The sequence below is a fragment of the Foetidibacter luteolus genome, assembly GCF_009650435.1.
GTDB classification, from domain to species: Bacteria; Bacteroidota; Bacteroidia; order Chitinophagales; family Chitinophagaceae; genus Foetidibacter; species Foetidibacter luteolus.
In genome coordinates this window covers 123,935-144,069 of sequence record NZ_VVIP01000035.1, presented here as the reverse complement: position 1 = coordinate 144,069, position 20,135 = coordinate 123,935, and the positions used below count along the sequence as shown (strand labels likewise).

Genomic DNA, 20,135 nt, shown 5'->3' with positions numbered 1-20,135 from the left:
GAGAAATGCTTCAGCCTTGTAATAAAGTTCTTGTCTTTTCAATTCTATGGATTAAATTCCATTAATTTTTAATTATTTGCATGAAATTATCCGTACTAATTATTTGCTTATTAACCAGTATAAACAATATATTTTGCCAGTATCTCCCAGATTTACAAGACCCTCTTATAGATAACTATACATCTTTTTTTAGCGTCAATTATGATATAGATCTTATCAAAAATAATAGAGTTGCCGCATGCAGGAAGGGCAACACAATTACCTATTTCGATACATGCGGACGAGTGGAGAAAAGTGTGCTAAGTCTTAATGATTCATCTCTTCAAACAATGACATTTAATTATGGCTTGACTAAAAGTAGCCTGGTATCGGTAACGGAAATTCAGAAATCGGGAAAATTCTCGCCAAGTGTGTCTTATATATTCTATGAAAATGGCCGTCGTATCAGGGATTCGATAAGTTCAGGTGGCTGGTGCCAGCATTGGGATTATTCCAAAGAAGGAAAATTGCTTGCACGGACTTTTTACGGTACTAATCATTTTAAGGCATTGGAAATTCATATTAATTACGACATAACTGGAAAATTGTATAAAGTGATTGAAAAGCTGTATCAGGGTGCACAGGATTCCATAGGTGAAACCATATCCCATAGGATTTTTATTTATAGTGAGCAGGGGTATCTTGTTAAAGAAGAGGAGAGTATTCCAAGAAATCAAAACAATACTGTCAATCTATTGTGTCCAAACGGCGGATCGGTATGTTACTACTACAATGATTCAGGAAGGTTAGCTAAAACCGTTCGCACCTATGGCCCTTCGCAAAAGTTCAAGTACCTAAGTAACGGCCTGGTATCGGAAATTGAAACTACTGGTATTGATTGTAGCGGCAAATCATATAGCTGGAATTGGAAGTTCGAGTATACGTACAGATAGATACAATTTGCAGAATGTGATTCACTACCCTGTGGAAAAAGCCGCGCAGCGAATCCAACCGTACAAGAGTGCGACGCAAGCAAAGCCTCATAGCAGTTCCTGCAGCCGGGCACATAAAAATTCTCCTGAATAGGGCCGGGCAACTGCCCAGGCAACACGTGGCATGCAATCCTTTTTTTGACGTTTAACCTGCCACATCGTACATTAGCCCCTCTTAAATTTAAAACGTTGCTATGTCTTATCCTTACCAAATCAAATCGTTGGAAGCGTACCATGAAGCTTACAAACAAAGTGTGGAAACGCCCGATAATTTCTGGGGCGATATTGCCAGCCATTTTTTCTGGCGGCGCAAATGGGACAGCGTGCTGGAATGGAATTTTACCGAGCCCAAAGTTGAATGGTTTAAAGGAGCAAGGCTGAACATAACGGAAAACTGCCTGGACAGGCACCTGGATACACTGGCCAACAGGCCGGCCATTATCTGGGAGCCTAACGACCCGGCCGAACACCACCGTGTATTAACGTACAAGGATTTACACTACAAGGTTTGCCAGTTTGCCAATGTGCTGAAGAATAACGGTGTTAAAAAAGGCGACCGTGTTTGTATTTACATGGGAATGATACCTGAACTGGCTATTGCCGTATTAGCCTGTGCAAGAATTGGGGCTATACACTCAGTGATATTCGGCGGTTTCTCCGCACAAAGCATTGCAGACCGTTTGATTGACGCTAATGCCGAATACATTGTTACCTGCGATGGCGCTTTTCGCGGTCAGAAAGATATTCCCCTGAAGTCTGTTATTGACGATGCTTTAATAGGTTGCCGCTTTGTAAAACGTGTAATAGTGTGCACCCGCACCCGCACACCGGTAAGCATGATAAAAGGCCGCGATGTGTGGTGGGAAGATGAGATTAAAAAAATAGAAACACTGGGCATGACTACCTGCCCCGCCGAAGAGATGGATGCAGAAGACCCGCTGTTTATACTATATACATCGGGCTCAACCGGTAAACCCAAGGGTGTGGTGCATGCCTGTGCCGGTTATATGATTTATACCAACTACACTTTTGTAAACGTATTTCAATACAAGCCCGGCGATATACATTTTTGTACGGCTGATATTGGCTGGATTACCGGCCACAGCTACATTGTTTATGGCCCTTTAAGCGCCGGCGCTACCACACTTATGTTTGAAGGGGTGCCCACCTGGCCCGATGCCGGCCGCTTTTGGGAAATTGTAGACAAATACAAAGTGAACATTCTTTATACAGCCCCCACTGCCATACGCAGCCTGATGGGTTTTGGCCTGGGGCCGTTGCAGGGCAAAAAGTTGAGCTCGTTAAAAGTACTGGGCACTGTTGGCGAGCCCATTAACGAAGAAGCCTGGCATTGGTATGATGAACATGTGGGTAAAAAGAAGTGCCCTATTGTTGATACCTGGTGGCAAACAGAAACAGGAGGTATGCTTATCTCTAATATGGCCGGTATTACACCTTCCAGGCCGGGCTGGGCTACCTTGCCATTGCCGGGTGTACAGCCGCTGCTGGTAGATGAAAATGGCAAAGAGATTACAGAAGCAGATGAAGACGGTGTATTTAAAGGCAATCTTTGCATACAGGCCCCGTGGCCGGCTACCATACGCACCACTTACGGCGATCATGAGCGTTGCCGCAAAAACTACTTCAGCACTTATCCTAACCTTTATTTTACCGGTGATGGCGCCCTTAAAGATAAAGATGGCAACTACCGCATTACCGGCCGTGTGGATGATGTACTGAATGTTAGCGGCCACCGCATCGGAACCGCCGAAGTAGAGAATGCCATTAACATGCATGCAGGCGTTGTAGAAAGCGCTGTGGTAGGCTACCCGCATGAAATTAAAGGACAGGGCATTTACGCTTATGTAATCAGCCAAACCACGCATGGCGATGAAAGCCTGATAAGAAAAGACATTCTGCAAACAGTAACCCGCATTATTGGCCCCATAGCCAAACCGGATAAAATACAGTTTGTAAAGGGGCTTCCAAAAACAAGAAGTGGTAAAATAATGCGCCGTATACTGCGCAAAATAGCAGAGGGGGAAACAGAAAATTTAGGGGATACTTCCACTTTACTGGACCCCGGTGTAGTGGATGACATTAAAAGCGGAAAAGTATAGTATTTTCAATTTTTATTTATCGCAAAGCCCATAGCAAACATGTTGTTATGGGCTTCGTGTTTTAAGGCTGTTGTGTGTGCAAACAGTAAAATGAATAAAATATTTCTTTAACAAATGCTTGACATTTTCAATTCCTTTTGTAATCTTTATAGAACATTATCCAATGCCCTTGATTGCTGGCTGTTTTAGCATATAACTAAATAATACAACTTCACTCGTGCAGGAGTGTGGTGTCCGCAGTAACCCCAATAATATATTTCCCTTTACGCATTTATTAACGTTGTAAACACTAAATCTTGGAATCATGACCAAAAGATTACTCTACGCAGTTGCTGGCTTTTGCTGTGCCGCTTTTATTTATTCCTGTAAAAAAGACATCAGCAATTTTGATGCACCGCCACCCGGTGTGCTGGTTAAAAAAGAAGACCGCAGTTTTATCGTAATTGCCAAAGAAGGCAGCGATTTAAAAGCCATAGGCAGTAGGCTTGCGGCTATAGGCGCTAAAAAGTTTAAGATAAAAGAATCGCTGGAAGAGCTTAGCCTAATCAATGTAGTTACGCCAGACCCTTCTTTTCCCGAGAAAGCCAGGAAGATTGAAGGCGTTGAATCCGTTGTGGTAAATGTAACCCTCAATATGCGCCTGCCTGAAAAAGTGCAGGTATCTAAATACAAGGTAGAGCGCAGCAGCGCACAGCCTAATGCCAAGGCTATTACAGATCCATTAAGTGTGCTGCAGTGGGGTTTAAAGTCAGTCAATGTACAACCCGCATGGAACAAGGGATACAAGGGTAAAAAAGCGCTTGTGGCTGTATTGGATGGCGGTTTCTTTTTAAACGACCCCGAAATTGCGCCCGCTGTAATTGGCGCTAAAAGCTTTGTTGATGGCGAGGCTGCCCAGTTTGCGGGAGAAGGCTTTAGCCACGGTACCCATGTAGCCGGCACCATTGCCGCGGCGGCGGATGGCTTTGGTGTAGTAGGCGTGGCCCCCGAGGCAAAACTGCTGCTGGTAAAAGTATTGGGCGATAATGGTTTTGGTTCTTACGCGTCCATCATCAATGGTATTTTGTATGGGGCTAACCGCGGCGCCAACGTAATTAATATGAGCCTTGGCGGTTACCTGCCCGTGAAAACATTTATTGATGACAATGGTACGCCCAACGATCCGTCTGACGACTATGTGATAGAGTTTACCAAAGACATTAAAGACCTTATTAAAGCCATTAACAGGGCAACACTTTATGCTAAACTGCGTGGCTCTGTATTAATTGCCGCGGCAGGTAACGATGGTGTTGACCTTGATAAACTAAAAGAGTTTAACTACTATCCTGCACAAGCGGTTGGCGTACTGGCCATCGCATCCAACGGGCCATGGGGCTGGGCTTATAACCAGGATACTACATTGTTCCGCCCGTCTGCATTTACCAACTATGGTAAAACAGTGGTGGCCTTTGGCGCCCCCGGCGGTAACTACAACCCCAACGAACCATTCGACGCTACCATAGTAGATGTATACGGTTACCTTGGCTTTGCCGAGTACTTCGGTTATATTTTAAGTACAGGTTATTACGAAGGCGGATTCTATTATTACACATGGTCTTCCGGTACCAGTATGGCGGCGCCCCATGCAAGTGCCGTTGCAGCCTTAATAAGTGGAAAATACGGAGGCCGGGTTTCGCCCGTGGTTGTAGATTTAATATTGGGTTTATCTGCCAAAGACCTTGGGGCCCGCGGCAAAGACCCATTCTTTGGCTACGGACAGGTTAATGCCGGCAAGGCAGTTACCTATTAAGCCTGGTTTATCATTGTAAAAACGCCCTGCGCCTCTTGGCAGCAGGGCGTTTTTGCTTTGCAAAAATGCTGCGCATTTTTATGGTACAAACAGTGGTGCTGCTATGAGGCTTCGTTGTGTCACTCACTTGTACGGTTGGATTCGCTACGCAGCTTTTCCCGCAGGGTAGGTTTGGTTGTTCAATGTTCTTTTGTTCAACGTTCAATGTTAGCGGCTGTGTTGGCTTGCGGGCCCGCAGTCTCACATATTCGCAACTTCAATGTGCCTTTCAACAATATTATTGAATATAGAATTAGCTGGAATAAATGCTTTGAACAACCTATGTTCCTGCGGAACACTTTATGGTTAGAACATTGCAGGATATTCCTCCTGCGGTTCAGGGGAACGTTTTGTGCTTTTCTGCGGAGATGGGCACAAAATTTTCCTCCGGAACATAGAAAACTTTGCCCTAATCCTACATTGTATATCCTCCTGCATTTCATCAACCCAAAATTTCATCTGCCATTTACCCATCAACAGACTGGTAACCTGCAACTGGTAACCGGTAACCGGCTTTCGGGTGAGGGATTGAAGCGGTTACCCCGGTGAGGCCATCGCAGCGTGGGCTCTGTGCCGGAGTAATAGCACAACCGAGGAAAAGCAACTAAATGTTGCTTTGACGAAGTTTGCGAACGTAGTTCTGCCCGGCCCGAGGTACGAGGGACACCCGCAAAAAGCAAGTACGAAGCTTGAAGTACGAAGTGCCTGCTTATGTTAGATGTTTAATATGGGATGTACGATGTAAATAACGAAGTACTTTTTATGTGGGATGCGGGTATGATAATGCCATTATGTTCTTTACTGCTTACTCCTGGGCTACTTTCTTCAACTTTTACTGCATTAACGAATTCAGGTGCTTAGGGTTACTTTTGCTGCATGACTTTAACCGGGTGGGTTATCTTATTCATCATCATTGCGGGCTTATTGTTTAGTGTGCTTACGGGCAGGCTAACATTACCTGCCGGGTTAACCGGCGCCTTACTGGGCTGGGTTATTTTTAAAGGCGCCGGGGCTACCGGTTTTGCGGTAATGACAACATTTTTCCTGCTGGGTACGCTTGCCACGTCGTGGAAGCTAAAGCGGAAGCAGGCGCTCGGATTGGCAGAAAACAACAAAGGAAAAAGAAAAGCATCGCAGGTTATGGCCAATGCCGGTTTTGCAGCCCTTGCCGGGGCTGTGGCATGGTTGCAACCACAATACAGCGCCACTGCTGCACTGGTTATAGCCGCGGCGTTTGCATCTGCCACGGCCGATACCTTATCATCTGAACTGGGCAATGTGTATGGCAAAAAGTTTTACAACATAATTACCTGGCAAAAAGATAACCGCGGGCTGGATGGCGTTATCAGCGCAGAGGGTACCCTGCTGGGTATAGCGGGCAGCATAATTATAGCATTGGTGTACGCGGCCGGTTATGGCATTAGTGGAAAACTATTCATTATTGTATTTGCAGGTACCGTTGGCAACCTCTTTGATTCTTTATTGGGCGCAACATTGGAGCGCAGGCGCTGCCTGGGCAATGATGCCGTTAACTTTTTAAATACCGCCGTTGCGGGTTTGCTGGCATGGGCGCTGGATAACCTTTAACCTGGCCTTGCGTGTTTGTTACTAATAACTATCTTACCACCATGCATCCACATATTCAAACACTTTTGCAATGCATTAACCTTGAAGAAAAAGAGCAGGTACAGCGTTACAGCTTAGACCAGCAGCATACCCTTAAACAACTTAAAGCAGAGGGGCTGGCCTTGCACCCCATTATAGTAACCCGTAAGGGTTTTGGCTATGCGGATTATCCTGAAATAAGCTTTAAACTGGGTTTTCCGCCGGAAGCAAGCCTGTTTAAAGATGGCTCCGCCATTGAGTGTTTTATGCAGGGCGAAGAACCCGTAAAGGGCGTATTGATGAGCATGGATGGCCGGGCCGGTGAATTCAGGTTATTCGCTCCTGATTTTCCTGACTGGATAGAGGAAAATGGCGTTGGCATTAAACTTTCCCCGGATACACGCACTACCGGCATTATGAAAAAAGCGTTGAATGAGCTGGAGAAAAACAAGCCGCTTTTTCAACTTTTTGAAAGCCTGCATAATGAGGGTGATAATTTGCATGGTAACAAGGCTCATTTGCAAACGCAGGGTTCCATTACTTTCAGCAACAGGAATTTAAATGAAAGCCAGCAAAAGGCAGTACTGGCTATAATGGCAAACGAGCAGTTAACCATTGTACATGGTCCGCCGGGTACGGGTAAAACAACCACTCTTGTTGAGGCGGTTGTACTACTGGTTAATGCCGGGGAGAAGTTGCTTATAGCTGCCCCCAGCAATACGGCCGTTGATAACATTGCAAGGGGATTAATTAAGCAGGGTATTAAGTTGCTGCGTGTGGGCAACAGCAGTAAGGTGGATGAAACCATTTTTGCCCACACACCGGAAGGCAGGCTGAACAACAGCAAAGCACAGAAAGAGATAAAGCAGCTAAAAATAAGAGCTGAGGAATTCCGCCGTATGGCGTTGAAATACAAGCGCAATTTTGGCAAAGACGAGCGTGAGCAGCGCAACCTGCTGCTGAAAGAAGTAAAAAGTATTCGTAACGAGATAAAACAATTGCAGGCTTACCACGAAGAGAAACTTTTTGCCGAAGCGGAAGTAATTGCGGGAACCCCCATTGGCCTGTACGATGCCGGTATTGGGAAAATGAATTTTAAAACCCTGGTGATGGATGAAGCCGGGCAATGTATAGAGCCTTTGGCCTGGTGTATTTTTCCACTGGCGCAAAAGATTGTGCTTGCCGGCGACCATTGGCAACTGCCACCTACCGTATTAAGTTTTGAAGCGGCACGGCTTGGCTTTAACCGCTCTGTTTTAGAAGTGGCAATAGCACATTGCGCCAACGTGCATTTGTTGAATACGCAATACCGTATGAAGCCGGCCATTGCTGGTTTTAGCAGCAATTACTTTTACAACGGCCTTTTGCAAACCGCAGCCAGCCTGGTAAATAAGGGAACGCATATTACGTTTGTGGATACGGCAGGGTCCGGATATAATGAAGCACATGGCAGTGATGGCACGAGCCTGCAAAATGAAGGTGAGCTACGCATTGTGCAGTTGCTGCTGCAAACAGAGCCTTTTAATTTATTGGAAACAGCTTTTATCTCGCCGTATGCAGGGCAGGCGGCAGCGGCAAAAGAATTGCTGCCGGCCGAAATACGTATCAGTACCATTGACAGTTTCCAGGGGCAGGAAAAAGAAAACATTATCGTATCCCTGGTGCGCAGCAATGAGGATGGTGATATAGGTTTTCTGAAAGATTACCGCCGTATGAATGTTGCTATCACCAGGGCTAAAGAGCAATTGATTGTAATTGGTGACAGCGCAACCGTTGGCGCTGACAGTTTCTACCACTCATTTCTTACATATGTAGAGCAGCACGGTAACTACAGGACGGTATGGGAATTTGAGATGTAAGGCTGGCTGAATATAAAAATGAAAGGAAATTCTGTATAGTTCATAGATTTACAAAATCCATGTTAAACCTTAATAAGTACCCATACATTACTAATCAATCGTTTTTAGACTTTGAATTTGACAGTATTGGCCCAAAGGGGATTGTGAAAAAAATCGCACGTTTTTCTGAATTGAGTAAAAATATTTACAATTTTGGATTTGGTGATTTTGATGGAGAACATAATTGCATTAATGACACCATAGTGACCAATAACGACGATACTGAAAAAGTACTGGCTACTGTCGCCAGCATTATTCATGATTTTTTAAAGGTTTATCCTAATGCGATAGTTGTTGTTGAGGGTTCTACACCCGCAAGAGTAAGGCGTTACCAAATTGGAATAAGCAAATATTTTCAGGAAATTTCCCGTGTTATTCAAGTCTTTGGGTTAAAGAATGATTGTTGGGAAAGTTTTAAGAAGAATACAAATTATGAGGCGTTTCTCGCCAGGCGAAAGCTGGATATGAAATAGAAAGTTGAAAAAGAATTCCCGTTTGTCAGCAGTTTGCAAATTTTCATTCGATTCGAATAGAATTTTTTAATTTCACTTTATGAACGTAATCAAGAATAAAATTAAGGCCAAAGCCTTGAAGAAAACAGATGCTGTAATTGATGAGAATGTTCCAAACTATGAACAGCATCCCTTCTTTGTAAAGAAGGCAAAATCTGCAAAAGCTTTGATAGCCAGAGTAGGAGTGCCTAAATAGCTGGTTCGAATATTGACAAGGTAGAGAATGAATTAAAGGGTTGCTTTGCTTAATTAGGCATACATTATCAGAAATAAAAAGAGGCTGTCCCAAGACATGGGACAGCCTCTTTTTTTATAACCAGATTAGTTCGCCTCTGTGTACTTCTTAAAATTATCCAGTATGGCCTGCCAGCCGCCACGCTGCATTTCTACGGAATGGGTGCCTTCTGCATCGAAGCTCTCGGTAACTTTTGTACTGCCGCCCAGGTCTGTAAATGTTATCTGCACTTTGCGGCCGTCGCCCAGGGTGTATTCGATATATTCATTTGTTCTTACTTCATCGTAAACGCCACCAAAATCAAAACCAAAGCTGCCATCCTTTGCTTCCATCCTTGCGCTGAAAGAACCACCGGCACGCAGATCATTTTCAGCCCGTGGGGTATGCCAGTCATCCGAGGCGTTGTTCCACTTAGTAATGTGTTCCGGTTTTGTCCAGAACTCCCAAACTTTCTCTACCGGGGCATTAACTGTATTTTCTACCGTAATAACTGTTGTTTGCTGTGTTTCCATTTTGATTAAGTTTAAATTTTCTTGTTTGTAGTACAAACTTCCATTGTAAAGCCGGGTAAAATGCTGTGTGAATGCGACAAGCATGCAACCTTTTGCGTCATTTACCGTTTGCAGGTATGCACTTTTGGAATACGTGTTTTGCGATATGTATGTTGGCCGGCATTTAAATAAACAGGCGAAACAATAAGAAAGGTGAAAATAAAATAACAGGCAACCAAATTTTACAGGATGTTTGCATGCATTAAAACCTGCTATATGAAATTAGCCACTTTTCTTCTGGCCTTGATGTTTTTTGCGTCCTGCGGCCAACATACCACTGAACATGCAATGCCCGAAAGAGCACCCTTGGAAGGAACTTGGAAGCTGCTGTCTGGAACACTGATTGAAAAAGGCGACACCACCGTTACTGATTACACTCAAAAGCTGTCGTTTATCAAGATTATCAATGATACGCACTTCGCATTCATGCTGCACGACCTGGCTAAGGGTAAAGATTCCGGTGCCACTTTTTCTGCAGGGGGCGGTAAATATGAGTTAAAGGACAGTACTTATACCGAGCATTTGGAATATTGCAGCGACAGGCAGTGGGAGGGGAATGATTTTCATTTTACCATTTCCATAAAAGGCGACACCCTTGTGCAAAGCGGCGTAGAGAAGATTGAAAGCGCCGGTGTGGACAGGATAAATATTGAGAAGTATGTAAGGTTGAAAGCCGTTGAAAATGAATAATTTAGGTAAAAGTCTATCTAAAAATCAACTAAAGTCTGTCTAACAATTAACTAAAGTCTGTCTAAAATATGGTTAACTATGACTTTTTATCCTTTTCCAAATTGGTTTTCTTTGAGTACCCTGATTATTGATTGTTCTATCCCTTTTTGACATAGAATACACCAGGTTTCTAACCTTGTTTTGTTTTTGGGGAAGGCTTAATACGTTCGGAAGAATATCAATTATTAACTCATCAATATCACTTTTCGTAGCAGCGCCATATTTGTCAATAAATTCAAGTATGAGATCTTTATAGTGTTGATCCTTTAGCCCACGGTTTTTTATATAATCAGCTTTTTGCCCTGCTCCCTGGGCTATCGAAAAAGAGATATGAAAGTTTGGTTTTCTACCTTCAATGAAGCCTCTTTCCCTCAGATGGGCAATTTCAAAATCTGATAACTCTTTTTTCTTTTGTACTTTATCGAGCATCAGGATTTCTGAAAGTTTAAGGCCTGGGTTTGTAGCTAAAACCTTGGCAAAATCTGTATCAAGGATTTTACCTGTAAGGGTTGCTTTTACTTTGGCTTCGCCAATATCATAATCTGGCATCGGAAAGAATTTTTTGCTTTGAAGCTTGAACATTCTTTTTATGCCACTTCCAACTGTATCAATCATGTTTAAGCTTACCATGGAATTAACCAAAAATCCGTTGCGGTAATACTCCGGCGGTTCATTACTTTCTATTACAGTTTCAATTGAGCCAGGCAAAAATGCGCCCAAGTTCGAAAATGTCAAATAGCCGTCTTCCTGTTCCACAACATTAATTCTGCCGCCTAACGAATAGTCCTGGTGCGCAATACAATTACTTAATGCTTCCCTGATGGTAAATGGGTCATACTGGTCTACTTCTTCCGGAAACAAAGTCTCATCCTTAATATATCTATATTTAAGATTGCGTATCTTTAAGTATACCTGGTCAATTGCGAGTATGAAAGGACAGCTAAAGTGCTGGTAATCCTTTTCAAAATTGTCCTTGTCTTTTAAAATCCATGTAATCCGCGCATGTGCGGGAGATAAAAAATGCTCTGCTTCAGGCTTGCCTAATAAGATAATAGCAGAGTTGGTAATTCGATTTCCTATTGTAATTTTTGCCTTGTTTAGAAAGGTTGAAGTATCCCAACTGTCAATTTCTGTTGCAAGGCGTGGATTTTTTACTTTGTAGTTTTCTTTTGCTAATAAAATAGCTTTTTCGTCAAGATCACTAATTGTTGCTTCCCTGCAAATCTCTGCACTCCAGTCCACTCTTGATGCTTGTTTTCTTATTCTTTCTATTTCCTCAAGGTTTAAGGGAGAAAGCTCTTCTCCGTCGCGGCCATAATAATGCCCATCCCAGGCAATAGGGATTCCCTTGGGTGCGGGAGGTATTTGAAACAGCAAAACCCTACCTTCCGGCAGATTCAACTCATATATTTCCAAAAACGTAATGCGGTTTGAAGTCTTGCTGGCTATCTCGCCTTTTAAGCGGTCTAATGAAGCCCTGTTTTGGTTGCGATAGTTTGTACCGACTATGCTTTTATGTAAGTTTTCAATACCAAAAACTAACCATGCTTCTGTTGTTGATTTCAAGTTTGCTTCATTGCTTAGCGCAGAAAAGTATTTGCCAAGTTTATCAAAATGAAAGTCATTTTTAGCTTCTTTAAATTCAACAGTTTCCGTTTCTGCGGGTAGCGAACGGAGCATTTTTAATTTTTGGACAAGCTGATGCTGGGTCATGATTTTTTTAGTTCGATATTTTCATACGCATCGCCATTGCATTTTTCTATAAAACCCAGTATTTCCTCTTTACCGGTTTTTTTCTCTGCACTGGTAATAAACTGCTGAGGTAAAAACTGCCATGTTTCCCTAAGGGCATCAATAAAAGCTTTTACATTGCGTTGCACTACGCCGGGTTTTTCTTTATCTGCCTTGGTAAATACAAGCGTAAAGGGAATTTGCCATTGCCCCATGCTGTTTACAAATTCAATATCAATTTTTTGCGGGGCATGGCGGCTGTCAATCAATACAAATACATTTAGTAGGCTGGTTCTTTTGCGCAGGTAATCTTCAATCATCTTTTCCCACTGTTTTCTTTGCGATTGAGAAATTTTGGCATAGCCATAGCCCGGCAAGTCAACAAGATACCATTGTGAAAGTGATTCTTTTTTGCCCGGTACTGCTGTGGCTGAGAGGATATCGTAATGGTTTATCAACTGCGTTTTGCCGGGATTGGCAGATGTTTTGGCAAGCCCTTTTTGGTTTACCAGCATGTTGATGAGCGAAGACTTGCCTACGTTGCTGCGGCCGATAAAAGCATACTCAGGCCTGTCTGACTTCGGGCATTTATCAACCGAAGGACTGGAAATAAGATAGGTGGCTTTTTTTATTTGCATGGCGTGCAGGCAATAATGGTTATGAGAAAACAGCAGCCGGAACTGCTGCCAAAATAAAGCCCGGCTGAACACTGCTACATAGCTTGCAAAAAGCACCGGGCAGTGTGGTGGATGCTGCTGCAAAGTTTCTGGCGCCAAAGGCGGCAGAAACAAAACTATCCTGCGGGAAAAGCCGCGTAGCGTACAAGGCGTACAAGTGAGTGACACAACGGAAGCCTCATAGTAGTTCGTTCAGCCGGGCCCATAAAAATTCTTCTAATCAATCAACACATTACCCTTCATTTCCGGCGGTATGGGTAAACCCATCCTGTGCAAAATGGTAGGGGCAATATCGCCCAGCTTACCAGGCCTTACAGGCCCTTTGTAATTATTGCTGATAACAAATAACGGCACCAGGTTAAGCGAGTGCTGCGTATTGGGAGAGCCGTCTTCGTTTACCATGTAATCCGCATTGCCATGGTCGGCCGTAAGAAACACGGTGTAGCCATGGTGCAAAGCAGCAGTTACTACACGCTGTACGCAGGTATCAACAGTTTCAACAGCTTTTATAACGGCGGAAAAAACACCGGTATGGCCCACCATGTCCGCATTGGCATAGTTAAGGCAAATAAAATCAGCGGTTTCATTTTCAATTTCCGGCACCAGTTTATCTGTAAGTTCAAAGGCGCTCATTTCCGGCTTAAGATCGTAAGTGGCCACTTTGGGAGATGCGGCCAATATGCGGCTTTCTCCTTCAAAAGGCGTTTCTCTGCCCCCGCTGAAAAAGAAAGTAACATGCGGGTACTTTTCTGTTTCAGCTATGCGTATTTGCTTTTTACCATTGGCGGCCAAAATTTCGCCTAGCGTGTTGTTCAGGTTATCGTTATCAAATACCACATGTACATCTTTAAATGTTTTGTCGTATTCGGTTAACGTGGTATAATCCAGCGGCAAGGCATACATATCCAGTTCAGGAAAGTTTTGCTGGGTAAGCACTTCTGTAATTTCCCGGCAGCGGTCTGTTCTAAAATTGAAGCAGATGGCTATGTCACCCTCTTTAATAGTGGCCAGGGGCAATTGGTCTTCAGCAACAATTACTGTTGGCAGAATAAACTCATCAGTAACGCTGGCTGCATAAGATGCTTCTACCGCGGCAATGGCATCGGTTGCTTTATTGCCTGCGCCTTTAACCATGGCATCGTAGGCCAGCTTAACACGCTCCCAGCGTTTATCGCGGTCCATGGCATAATAACGGCCGCTGACAGTAGCTATTTTACCAGTTGTATTGTTAAGGTGTTGCTGCAGTTCTGTAATAAAGCCCAGCCCGCTTTTGGGGTCTGTATCGCGGCCATCGGTAAAGGCGTGTATAAACACCTGCTCAAGCCCCTCTGCTTTGCAGAGTGATATAATGGCTTTAAGATGGTTGATATGAGAGTGTACGCCGCCATCGCTTACCAGGCCCAGCAGGTGCAGCGCTTTGCCGTTGGCTTTTGCATGCTGAATGGAATTGAGGAGCACCGGGTTCTTGGCAAATTCGCCATCTCTTATGGCAACATTAATGCGTTGTAGCTCCTGGTATACAATACGGCCGGCGCCCAGGTTTAAGTGGCCAACTTCGCTGTTGCCCATTTGACCATCGGGCAGGCCAACCGCCTCGCCACAGGTTACCAGTGTTGTATTTGGATATGTTGAGTAGAGGCTGCTAACAAAGGGAACGTTAGCGTTTTGGATGGCATCGGCATTTTTTACTTTGCCAAGCCCCCATCCATCCATTATGATCAGTATTGCTTTGTTTTCCATGCGCTAAAACTACGTCAAAATGCAATTTTAAGCGCCATATAAGCACACATATACATATAAATCATCAATTTGGCATATTTTTAGTGCCTTAAGGGCAAAATAAATCTGGTAAATGAAAAACCTTTTGTATGTGATGGGATTGGCTGTTGTGTTGTGTTCTTTTAACGCAAAGGCTGATACTGACGGTATTGTAAGTGCTTTGAAAAAAGCCAGCGCCGACCAGTTAAGCAGCTATTTTGACAATGTGATAGACATTAAACTTCCCGGTAAGGAAGAAATTAAAAGCGTTGGCAAAAACCAGGCGACACTTACCATCAAAAACTTTTTTGACGAGAGTAAGGTATCTGGTTTCGATATAACATCTCAACGCGAAATGAGTGGTATTATGTACATAACCGGTAAGCTGAAGGGGGATGGTAAAAATTACAACATTACCCTGTTAATGAAGAACAAGGCCGATAAGTTATCCATCATAACGGTACGAGTAAACTAAATTAAAAATCCCGCCGCCGGCGGGATTTTTTTTTGAATATTATGGTACGGGCAGAGGTACTTTGTGGCATCTTCCCTTGCGTCGCAATCCTTTCATCGTTCGGTTCTTTGGGCGGCTTTTCAGCCCGGATAGATGAGTTTAAACTTGTTCATCTGCATTGTACTTAACACCAAACTATTACTGAAAACAAAAGGGCCGTGGTAAGCCGCACAATCATCTTCATTGTACTTTTTACCAACGGCCTGTTATCGCTATAACCACCTTCTTTAATACCTGCTGAACCAATACCTTTCTATGTAATTGTTATTGTAATAAGTAGCTACAAAGCGGCTGTTCCTGAAGCTCACATCATCAAAGTAAAGATCAATAGAGCTGTGTGTATAATTGTCGTACAGGTTAACCTGCATGGCTTCGTGAACATCATTGTAATAGTTTCCGTATTCATCATAATAACCACCGGTTACAGTTGTGGTTGACCATGTGCCCTGCAAAGTAACATGCTCATCGGTATAACGTGCAGCACCGTTGCCGTAAAAATCAAACACGCCGGTTTCCAGGCCGGTATAAATAGATTGCCAGCCATAAGAGTTGCCTTCAGCAGCATCAGTTAACACCCATGAGCCAACAAGTGGATGCTGGGGGATAATGACTTCGTCTCTTCTTTTATAACATCCCGAGAGGGATACCGCTGCAATAATAATCAGTGATAAACGTACAAGTGATTTCATAGCCATCCAGGTTTTAAGTTTAAAAAATCAGAACTGCTGGTATGACTTTTTGCGCATAAAAAAGTAACTAACGCATGTTTGCTTTACAAGGAATTTAACAAACTGTCATCATCCGCAAAACGGGTTTACTTTGCAGTAAAATTGCTGTATGAGTATTCTTGTTATTCGTGGAGATATAACCAAACATGCAGTTGATGCTATTGTTAACGCGGCCAACTCATCTTTGTTAGGTGGGGGAGGTGTTGATGGCGCCATACACCGTGCCGGCGGCCCTGCCATACTGGAGCAATGCATAGCTATCCGTAATAAACAAGGGGGCTGTAAAACCGGCGAAGCTGTTATAACGGGCGCCGGCAACCTGCCTGCCAAATTTGTAATACATACTGTTGGCCCGGTATGGAACGGTGGCAACAGTAATGAGGAAGGGCTGCTTGTTAACGCTTACAACAACAGCCTTTTACTGGCTGTGGAGTATGGTATAAAAAGCATAGCGTTTCCTAATATCAGTACAGGTATATATCATTTCCCCAAAAGCAAGGCCGCAACAATCGCCGTTGATACCGTAAGAAATTTTCTGGCAGTACCCACCAGTATTCAGCAAGTGCATTTTGTTTGCTTTGATGAGGAGAATTATCAACTGTATAAAGCCTTGCTTACAGCTTGAAACTATTAGCCTGAAGCTTTACGCATTATCTACAGCGCATGTGCTTTCTTAATTTTTGAAGCAAGCAATGCTATCATTATTCCAAACGCAGCCATAAGCAAAAAAGAAATGCGCAGGCTAAACAATTCGGCTATATAACCAATTACCGGCGGGGCCAATAGGAAGCCAAGATAGCTGATAATGGAAACAGCCGCCAGCGCAGAGCCAACAGGCATGTTGCTGTTTCTACCACTTATGCTGAGTATAAGCGGTACCACGAAAGAAACGCCCAGCCCGGTTAATGCAAAGCCGGTAAGTGCGCTTGCCATAGTGGGCAGTGTGACAGCGGTTAATAAGCCTGCTGTAATTAAGCAGCCGCTTACCTGCAGCACCGGTTTAACGCCATAACGGTCAACCAGGCGGCCACAGGTAAACCTTGCGGTTGTCATGGTGCCCATATAAGCAACAAATCCCCAGCCTACCTGCGATGCCTGTGCATGCACCGCTTTTTGAAAGTAAACCCCGCTCCAATCGTACATAGTGCCTTCGCAGCACATGCTGCAAAAAGCAATAACGCCAAGTTTAACCAACCGCTTATCCGGTAATACAATAAGCGGCTTTTTTTCCTGCTGTTTTGTTGTTTCTTTTACCGTATGGCTAAAGCTGAAAAGAATTAGAATAAGTGTTGTCGCACTTACTATGTAGAAATGGGTGGCAGTTGAAATGTTGTGTGTAATCATGAACGAACCAAGTGTTGCGCCGGCAAAACCTGCCAGGCTCCACAAACCATGAAAAGAAGCGAAAATGTATTTATCGTACATGGCCTGCACACTAACAGATTGTGCGTTGGCGGATACGTTAAGAAAGTTTCGGGAGGCGCCGAAAATAAACAGCACAAAGCTTAGCTGCCACACTTTGCCTGCTGCCGGTATTAATGGTAATAACAGCACATACAGCAAAGCGCCCCACAGCATTAGCACCCGGCTGCTTACTTTGTTAATGAGTACACCGGTAAAAGGTAAGGTAACAATTAACCCAAGCGGCATAATAAACAGAACCGTACCTAACCGGGCATCGTTTAAATGATACTGTTGTTGCATGGATGGTATGCGGGATGCCCAGCTTGAAAAAGTAAAGCCCGATATAAAGAAGAATACACTAACAGCTATCCTGTGTTGCAGCCTGCTTGTGTGGGCTTGTTTTGATAAAAACATACGCGAATATCGCGATGTACAGGCACAGTATAAGTACGATTTACGAAGTACGAAGTACTTTGGCGCCACATGCTGCCAGTTATCCGGACCTTTTAAATATTTAATTATCACATTAAGCAATTTTGCGAACCAAGATTTTTAGCACAAATTTTTCTTAACCTGTATTTAGAAAAGTGACTGACTACTAAATAAACAACCTGTTACACCTTCGGGTGAGGGATTGAAGCGGTTACCCCGGTGAGGCCATCGCAGCAGGGCCTTGTGCCGGAGTATGAGCGGAAAGCCCGACCCCTTGCGATAGCTTGGGGGCACCCCCAAAAGCAAGTACGAAGTTTGAAGTACGAAGTACCTTTTCTATGTAAGATGTTAGATGTGGGGTGTACGATGTGGCTGTCAAAGCAAGTACGATTTAAGAAGTACTTTTTTATGTTAGATGTTTGATGTGGGATGTACGATTTAAACAAGTACGAAGAGAGAAGTACGAAGTACTTGAATACGTACGATGTTATAAGTGGGATGTACGATGAAGTACTTTTTTAATGTAAAATGTTAGACGTATAATGCAACACCCCACTCACCACTTACCATTCACCGTTCACCGTTTTGAATACTATTTTCAAATACCATCGGCAAAAGCGATTATTGCTTACCTTAACCCAAAAACACCTATGCAACGATTACTACTGCCATTTATTTTTTTACTTGCCTGCAGCCTGTTACATGCACAAAACAACTGGCAGCATGGGCGATTGAAAGTTGCGCCGGGCGGCCATTACCTGCAATATGAAAATGGTACCCCTTTTTTCTGGCTGGGCGATACGGGTTGGGAACTGTTTCACCGCCTTACACTGGACGAAATAAAAATGTACCTGGATAACCGTGCGGCCAAAGGTATGAATGTAATACAGGCAGTAGTGTTGGCTGAAATGGATGGGCTGCGTAAACCTAACCAGTATGGCCAGGTGCCGTTTTATAACAATGACCCGGCAAAGCCAAATGAAGCTTATTTTAAAATTGTTGACAGTGCCATTGCCATGGCTTTGCAGCGTAAACTTTTTGTGGGCCTGCTGCCTACCTGGGGCGATAAGGTAACCCGCTTATGGGGTGAAGGCCCTGTGGTTTTTGACAGTGTAAATGCTTACACGTATGGCCGCTGGATAGGTAACCGTTACAAGGCTTATCCAAACATTATCTGGATACTTGGCGGCGACCGGCCAGCTATGCAGGACAGCAACGACTGGCGGCCTGTATGGCGGGCCATGGCAAAGGGAATTATTGAGGCAACAAATCGCCAATGTATTATCACCTACCATCCTTCTGGCGGTAATAACTCAACATCTCAATGGATACATAATGAGCCCTGGCTGGATGTAAACATGTTCCAGTCTGGCCACGGTGGCGGGCATGATGTAGATTGCTGGAACCTGGTTAGGAGAGACCTTTCTTACAGCCCTGTAAAACCTACGCTTGATGCAGAACCGAACTATGAAGACCACCCGGTTAGCCCCTGGCCCAAATGGAATGTTGACAATGGCTACTTCAGGGATTATGATGTGCGCAAACAACTGTACCGTTCAGTATTTGCCGGTGCATGCGGCGTTACCTACGGCCATCATTCTATCTGGCAGTTTATGAATGCAAAAGAAGCGGCGATAAACTATCCTGACCGCGGCTGGATAAATGCGCTGGACAGGCCCGGCGCCTGGCAGGCGGGCTACCTGCGCAAGTTGATAGAAAGCAGGCCTTTTAACAGCAGGGTGCCAGATACGGCTATGCTATTACAGGGCCAGGGTGTAAAAGGGGAGCATGCAGAAGCATTCAGGGCAGATGGCGATGGTTATGCCATGATTTACCTGCCTGTGGGCAAACCCATTATTGCCAATACGGCAATCATAAAAGCCAGTGAAATAAAGCTGTGGTGGTTTAACCCAAGGGATGCATCGGTAACAGAAGCTGGTATTAAAAAGAATGAAGGAAAAATACAGCTTACGCCACCTTCATCCGGCCCTGAGAATGATTGGGTGCTGGTTGTAGAAGATGCCGGCAGAAATTACCAACCTTTTCAAAAATGAACCATCCCGGCGGCTGCAGCTAACCGCTGTTTCTTATGGTACGCAGGCCGGTGCTGATAAAAAGCCTGGATACACCTGTAATTAATGAAACCTTGCTTATCCCCCCGCGGCCCAGCCTTTTTGCGTCAACAGCCAGTATAAGCTGCTTTTGTTTTTTATCTAAAAACGGGAGAAGTTTTTTATACTTGGCTGTTAACAATTCTTCTGTTTTCATAAGTACTTTTTGTAAAAAATTAAGGGGTATAGAAATACCCCTCGCTGTTGTAATTCTACCGACCCTAAACGTGTAACCGTTTAAAAGGGCTCTATCCAATGTACAGGTTGAGTTATTGCATTAGTATGTATGATTAAGTTTTAAGTACCGCACATTCCATAGCCTCCCTGGCAG

At 44.0% G+C, this 20,135-nt stretch carries 18 protein-coding genes; 11 read left to right on the top strand and 7 right to left on the bottom strand.

Going from position 1 to position 20,135, the window contains the following annotated elements; all coding sequences use genetic code 11:
* Positions 1 to 80: 80 nt before the first annotated feature.
* The 7 genes from F0364_RS10035 (at position 81) to F0364_RS10005 (ending at position 9,130) form a co-directional block, all read left to right on the top strand.
* Positions 81 to 932 carry a hypothetical protein gene (locus F0364_RS10035; RefSeq protein WP_153797643.1) on the top strand — a complete coding sequence of 284 codons (852 nt, stop codon included), beginning with the start codon at positions 81 to 83 and terminating at the stop codon, positions 930 to 932.
* Between the two features lie 233 nt (positions 933 to 1,165).
* Positions 1,166 to 3,091 (top strand): acetate--CoA ligase, encoded by a 1,926-nt coding sequence (gene acs / locus F0364_RS10030; RefSeq protein ID WP_153797642.1) that lies wholly within the window; start codon positions 1,166 to 1,168, stop codon positions 3,089 to 3,091.
* 304 nt (positions 3,092 to 3,395) lie between these two features.
* Positions 3,396 to 4,880: a S8 family serine peptidase gene (locus F0364_RS10025; RefSeq protein ID WP_153797641.1), complete on the top strand. Its 1,485-nt coding sequence runs from the start codon at positions 3,396 to 3,398 to the stop codon at positions 4,878 to 4,880.
* 915 nt (positions 4,881 to 5,795) lie between these two features.
* Positions 5,796 to 6,506: a DUF92 domain-containing protein gene (locus F0364_RS10020; protein ID WP_153797640.1), complete on the top strand. Its 711-nt coding sequence runs from the start codon at positions 5,796 to 5,798 to the stop codon at positions 6,504 to 6,506.
* Positions 6,507 to 6,547: 41 nt separating this feature from the next.
* A complete protein-coding gene (locus tag F0364_RS10015) occupies positions 6,548 to 8,383 on the top strand; it encodes an AAA domain-containing protein (protein WP_153797639.1) in 1,836 nt (611 codons plus the stop codon).
* Between the two features lie 59 nt (positions 8,384 to 8,442).
* Entirely contained in the window at positions 8,443 to 8,895 is a 453-nt protein-coding gene (locus F0364_RS10010) for a DUF6934 family protein (protein ID WP_153797638.1), read from the top strand.
* A gap of 79 nt (positions 8,896 to 8,974) precedes the next feature.
* On the top strand, positions 8,975 to 9,130 hold the full coding sequence (locus F0364_RS10005; RefSeq protein ID WP_153797637.1) for a hypothetical protein: 156 nt from the start codon (positions 8,975 to 8,977) through the stop codon (positions 9,128 to 9,130).
* A gap of 125 nt (positions 9,131 to 9,255) precedes the next feature.
* Here F0364_RS10005 and F0364_RS10000 read toward each other — a convergent pair whose 3' ends face one another.
* Positions 9,256 to 9,681 carry an SRPBCC family protein gene (locus tag F0364_RS10000; protein ID WP_153797636.1) on the bottom strand — a complete coding sequence of 142 codons (426 nt, stop codon included), beginning with the start codon at positions 9,679 to 9,681 and terminating at the stop codon, positions 9,256 to 9,258.
* 255 nt (positions 9,682 to 9,936) lie between these two features.
* On the opposite strand from F0364_RS10000, the gene F0364_RS09995 reads away from it, so the two are divergent.
* Positions 9,937 to 10,410: a lipocalin-like domain-containing protein gene (locus tag F0364_RS09995; protein ID WP_153797635.1), complete on the top strand. Its 474-nt coding sequence runs from the start codon at positions 9,937 to 9,939 to the stop codon at positions 10,408 to 10,410.
* Between the two features lie 72 nt (positions 10,411 to 10,482).
* On the opposite strand, the gene F0364_RS09990 is transcribed toward F0364_RS09995, so the two are convergent.
* The 3 genes from F0364_RS09990 to gpmI form a co-directional block, all read right to left on the bottom strand.
* On the bottom strand, positions 10,483 to 12,162 hold the full coding sequence (locus tag F0364_RS09990; RefSeq protein ID WP_153797634.1) for an RNA-binding domain-containing protein: 1,680 nt from the start codon (positions 12,160 to 12,162) through the stop codon (positions 10,483 to 10,485).
* Positions 12,159 to 12,818, bottom strand: a complete 660-nt coding sequence (yihA, locus tag F0364_RS09985) for a ribosome biogenesis GTP-binding protein YihA/YsxC (protein ID WP_153797633.1) — start codon at positions 12,816 to 12,818, stop codon at positions 12,159 to 12,161. The genes F0364_RS09990 and yihA overlap by 4 nt, the downstream gene beginning before the upstream one ends.
* 255 nt (positions 12,819 to 13,073) lie before the next feature.
* Positions 13,074 to 14,597, bottom strand: coding sequence for a 2,3-bisphosphoglycerate-independent phosphoglycerate mutase (gene gpmI, locus F0364_RS09980; protein ID WP_153797632.1), 1,524 nt, complete (start codon positions 14,595 to 14,597; stop codon positions 13,074 to 13,076).
* A gap of 112 nt (positions 14,598 to 14,709) precedes the next feature.
* On the opposite strand from gpmI, the gene F0364_RS09975 reads away from it, so the two are divergent.
* A complete protein-coding gene (locus F0364_RS09975; protein ID WP_153797631.1) occupies positions 14,710 to 15,090 on the top strand; it encodes a DUF4783 domain-containing protein in 381 nt (126 codons plus the stop codon).
* Positions 15,091 to 15,356: 266 nt separating this feature from the next.
* On the opposite strand, the gene F0364_RS09970 is transcribed toward F0364_RS09975, so the two are convergent.
* Positions 15,357 to 15,818: a hypothetical protein gene (locus tag F0364_RS09970; protein ID WP_153797630.1), complete on the bottom strand. Its 462-nt coding sequence runs from the start codon at positions 15,816 to 15,818 to the stop codon at positions 15,357 to 15,359.
* A gap of 148 nt (positions 15,819 to 15,966) precedes the next feature.
* Between F0364_RS09970 and F0364_RS09965 the strand changes: the two genes are divergently transcribed.
* Positions 15,967 to 16,482 (top strand): O-acetyl-ADP-ribose deacetylase, encoded by a 516-nt coding sequence (locus tag F0364_RS09965; protein WP_153797629.1) that lies wholly within the window; start codon positions 15,967 to 15,969, stop codon positions 16,480 to 16,482.
* Positions 16,483 to 16,511: 29 nt separating this feature from the next.
* On the opposite strand, the gene F0364_RS09960 is transcribed toward F0364_RS09965, so the two are convergent.
* Positions 16,512 to 17,675 (bottom strand): MFS transporter, encoded by a 1,164-nt coding sequence (locus tag F0364_RS09960; RefSeq protein WP_153797628.1) that lies wholly within the window; start codon positions 17,673 to 17,675, stop codon positions 16,512 to 16,514.
* Between the two features lie 668 nt (positions 17,676 to 18,343).
* Here F0364_RS09960 and F0364_RS09955 point away from each other — a divergent pair.
* Complete coding sequence (locus F0364_RS09955; protein WP_153797627.1) at positions 18,344 to 19,747, top strand: glycoside hydrolase family 140 protein; 1,404 nt, start codon at positions 18,344 to 18,346, stop codon at positions 19,745 to 19,747.
* 19 nt (positions 19,748 to 19,766) lie between these two features.
* On the opposite strand, the gene F0364_RS09950 is transcribed toward F0364_RS09955, so the two are convergent.
* Entirely contained in the window at positions 19,767 to 19,961 is a 195-nt protein-coding gene (locus tag F0364_RS09950) for a hypothetical protein (protein ID WP_153797626.1), read from the bottom strand.
* Positions 19,962 to 20,135 lie beyond the last annotated feature (174 nt).

Bases quoted from the DNA above. Each gene is read 5' to 3' on its own strand.
- F0364_RS10035 (WP_153797643.1), top strand. From the start codon at position 81: ATGAAATTATCCGTACTAATTATTTGCTTATTAACCAGTATAAACAAT.
- acs (WP_153797642.1), top strand. From the start codon at position 1,166: ATGTCTTATCCTTACCAAATCAAATCGTTGGAAGCGTACCATGAAGCT.
- F0364_RS10025 (WP_153797641.1), top strand. From the start codon at position 3,396: ATGACCAAAAGATTACTCTACGCAGTTGCTGGCTTTTGCTGTGCCGCT.
- F0364_RS10020 (WP_153797640.1), top strand. From the start codon at position 5,796: ATGACTTTAACCGGGTGGGTTATCTTATTCATCATCATTGCGGGCTTA.
- F0364_RS10015 (WP_153797639.1), top strand. From the start codon at position 6,548: ATGCATCCACATATTCAAACACTTTTGCAATGCATTAACCTTGAAGAA.
- F0364_RS10010 (WP_153797638.1), top strand. From the start codon at position 8,443: ATGTTAAACCTTAATAAGTACCCATACATTACTAATCAATCGTTTTTA.
- F0364_RS10005 (WP_153797637.1), top strand. From the start codon at position 8,975: ATGAACGTAATCAAGAATAAAATTAAGGCCAAAGCCTTGAAGAAAACA.
- F0364_RS10000 (WP_153797636.1), bottom strand. From the start codon at position 9,681: ATGGAAACACAGCAAACAACAGTTATTACGGTAGAAAATACAGTTAAT.
- F0364_RS09995 (WP_153797635.1), top strand. From the start codon at position 9,937: ATGAAATTAGCCACTTTTCTTCTGGCCTTGATGTTTTTTGCGTCCTGC.
- F0364_RS09990 (WP_153797634.1), bottom strand. From the start codon at position 12,162: ATGACCCAGCATCAGCTTGTCCAAAAATTAAAAATGCTCCGTTCGCTA.
- yihA (WP_153797633.1), bottom strand. From the start codon at position 12,818: ATGCAAATAAAAAAAGCCACCTATCTTATTTCCAGTCCTTCGGTTGAT.
- gpmI (WP_153797632.1), bottom strand. From the start codon at position 14,597: ATGGAAAACAAAGCAATACTGATCATAATGGATGGATGGGGGCTTGGC.
- F0364_RS09975 (WP_153797631.1), top strand. From the start codon at position 14,710: ATGAAAAACCTTTTGTATGTGATGGGATTGGCTGTTGTGTTGTGTTCT.
- F0364_RS09970 (WP_153797630.1), bottom strand. From the start codon at position 15,818: ATGAAATCACTTGTACGTTTATCACTGATTATTATTGCAGCGGTATCC.
- F0364_RS09965 (WP_153797629.1), top strand. From the start codon at position 15,967: ATGAGTATTCTTGTTATTCGTGGAGATATAACCAAACATGCAGTTGAT.
- F0364_RS09960 (WP_153797628.1), bottom strand. From the start codon at position 17,675: ATGTTTTTATCAAAACAAGCCCACACAAGCAGGCTGCAACACAGGATA.
- F0364_RS09955 (WP_153797627.1), top strand. From the start codon at position 18,344: ATGCAACGATTACTACTGCCATTTATTTTTTTACTTGCCTGCAGCCTG.
- F0364_RS09950 (WP_153797626.1), bottom strand. From the start codon at position 19,961: ATGAAAACAGAAGAATTGTTAACAGCCAAGTATAAAAAACTTCTCCCG.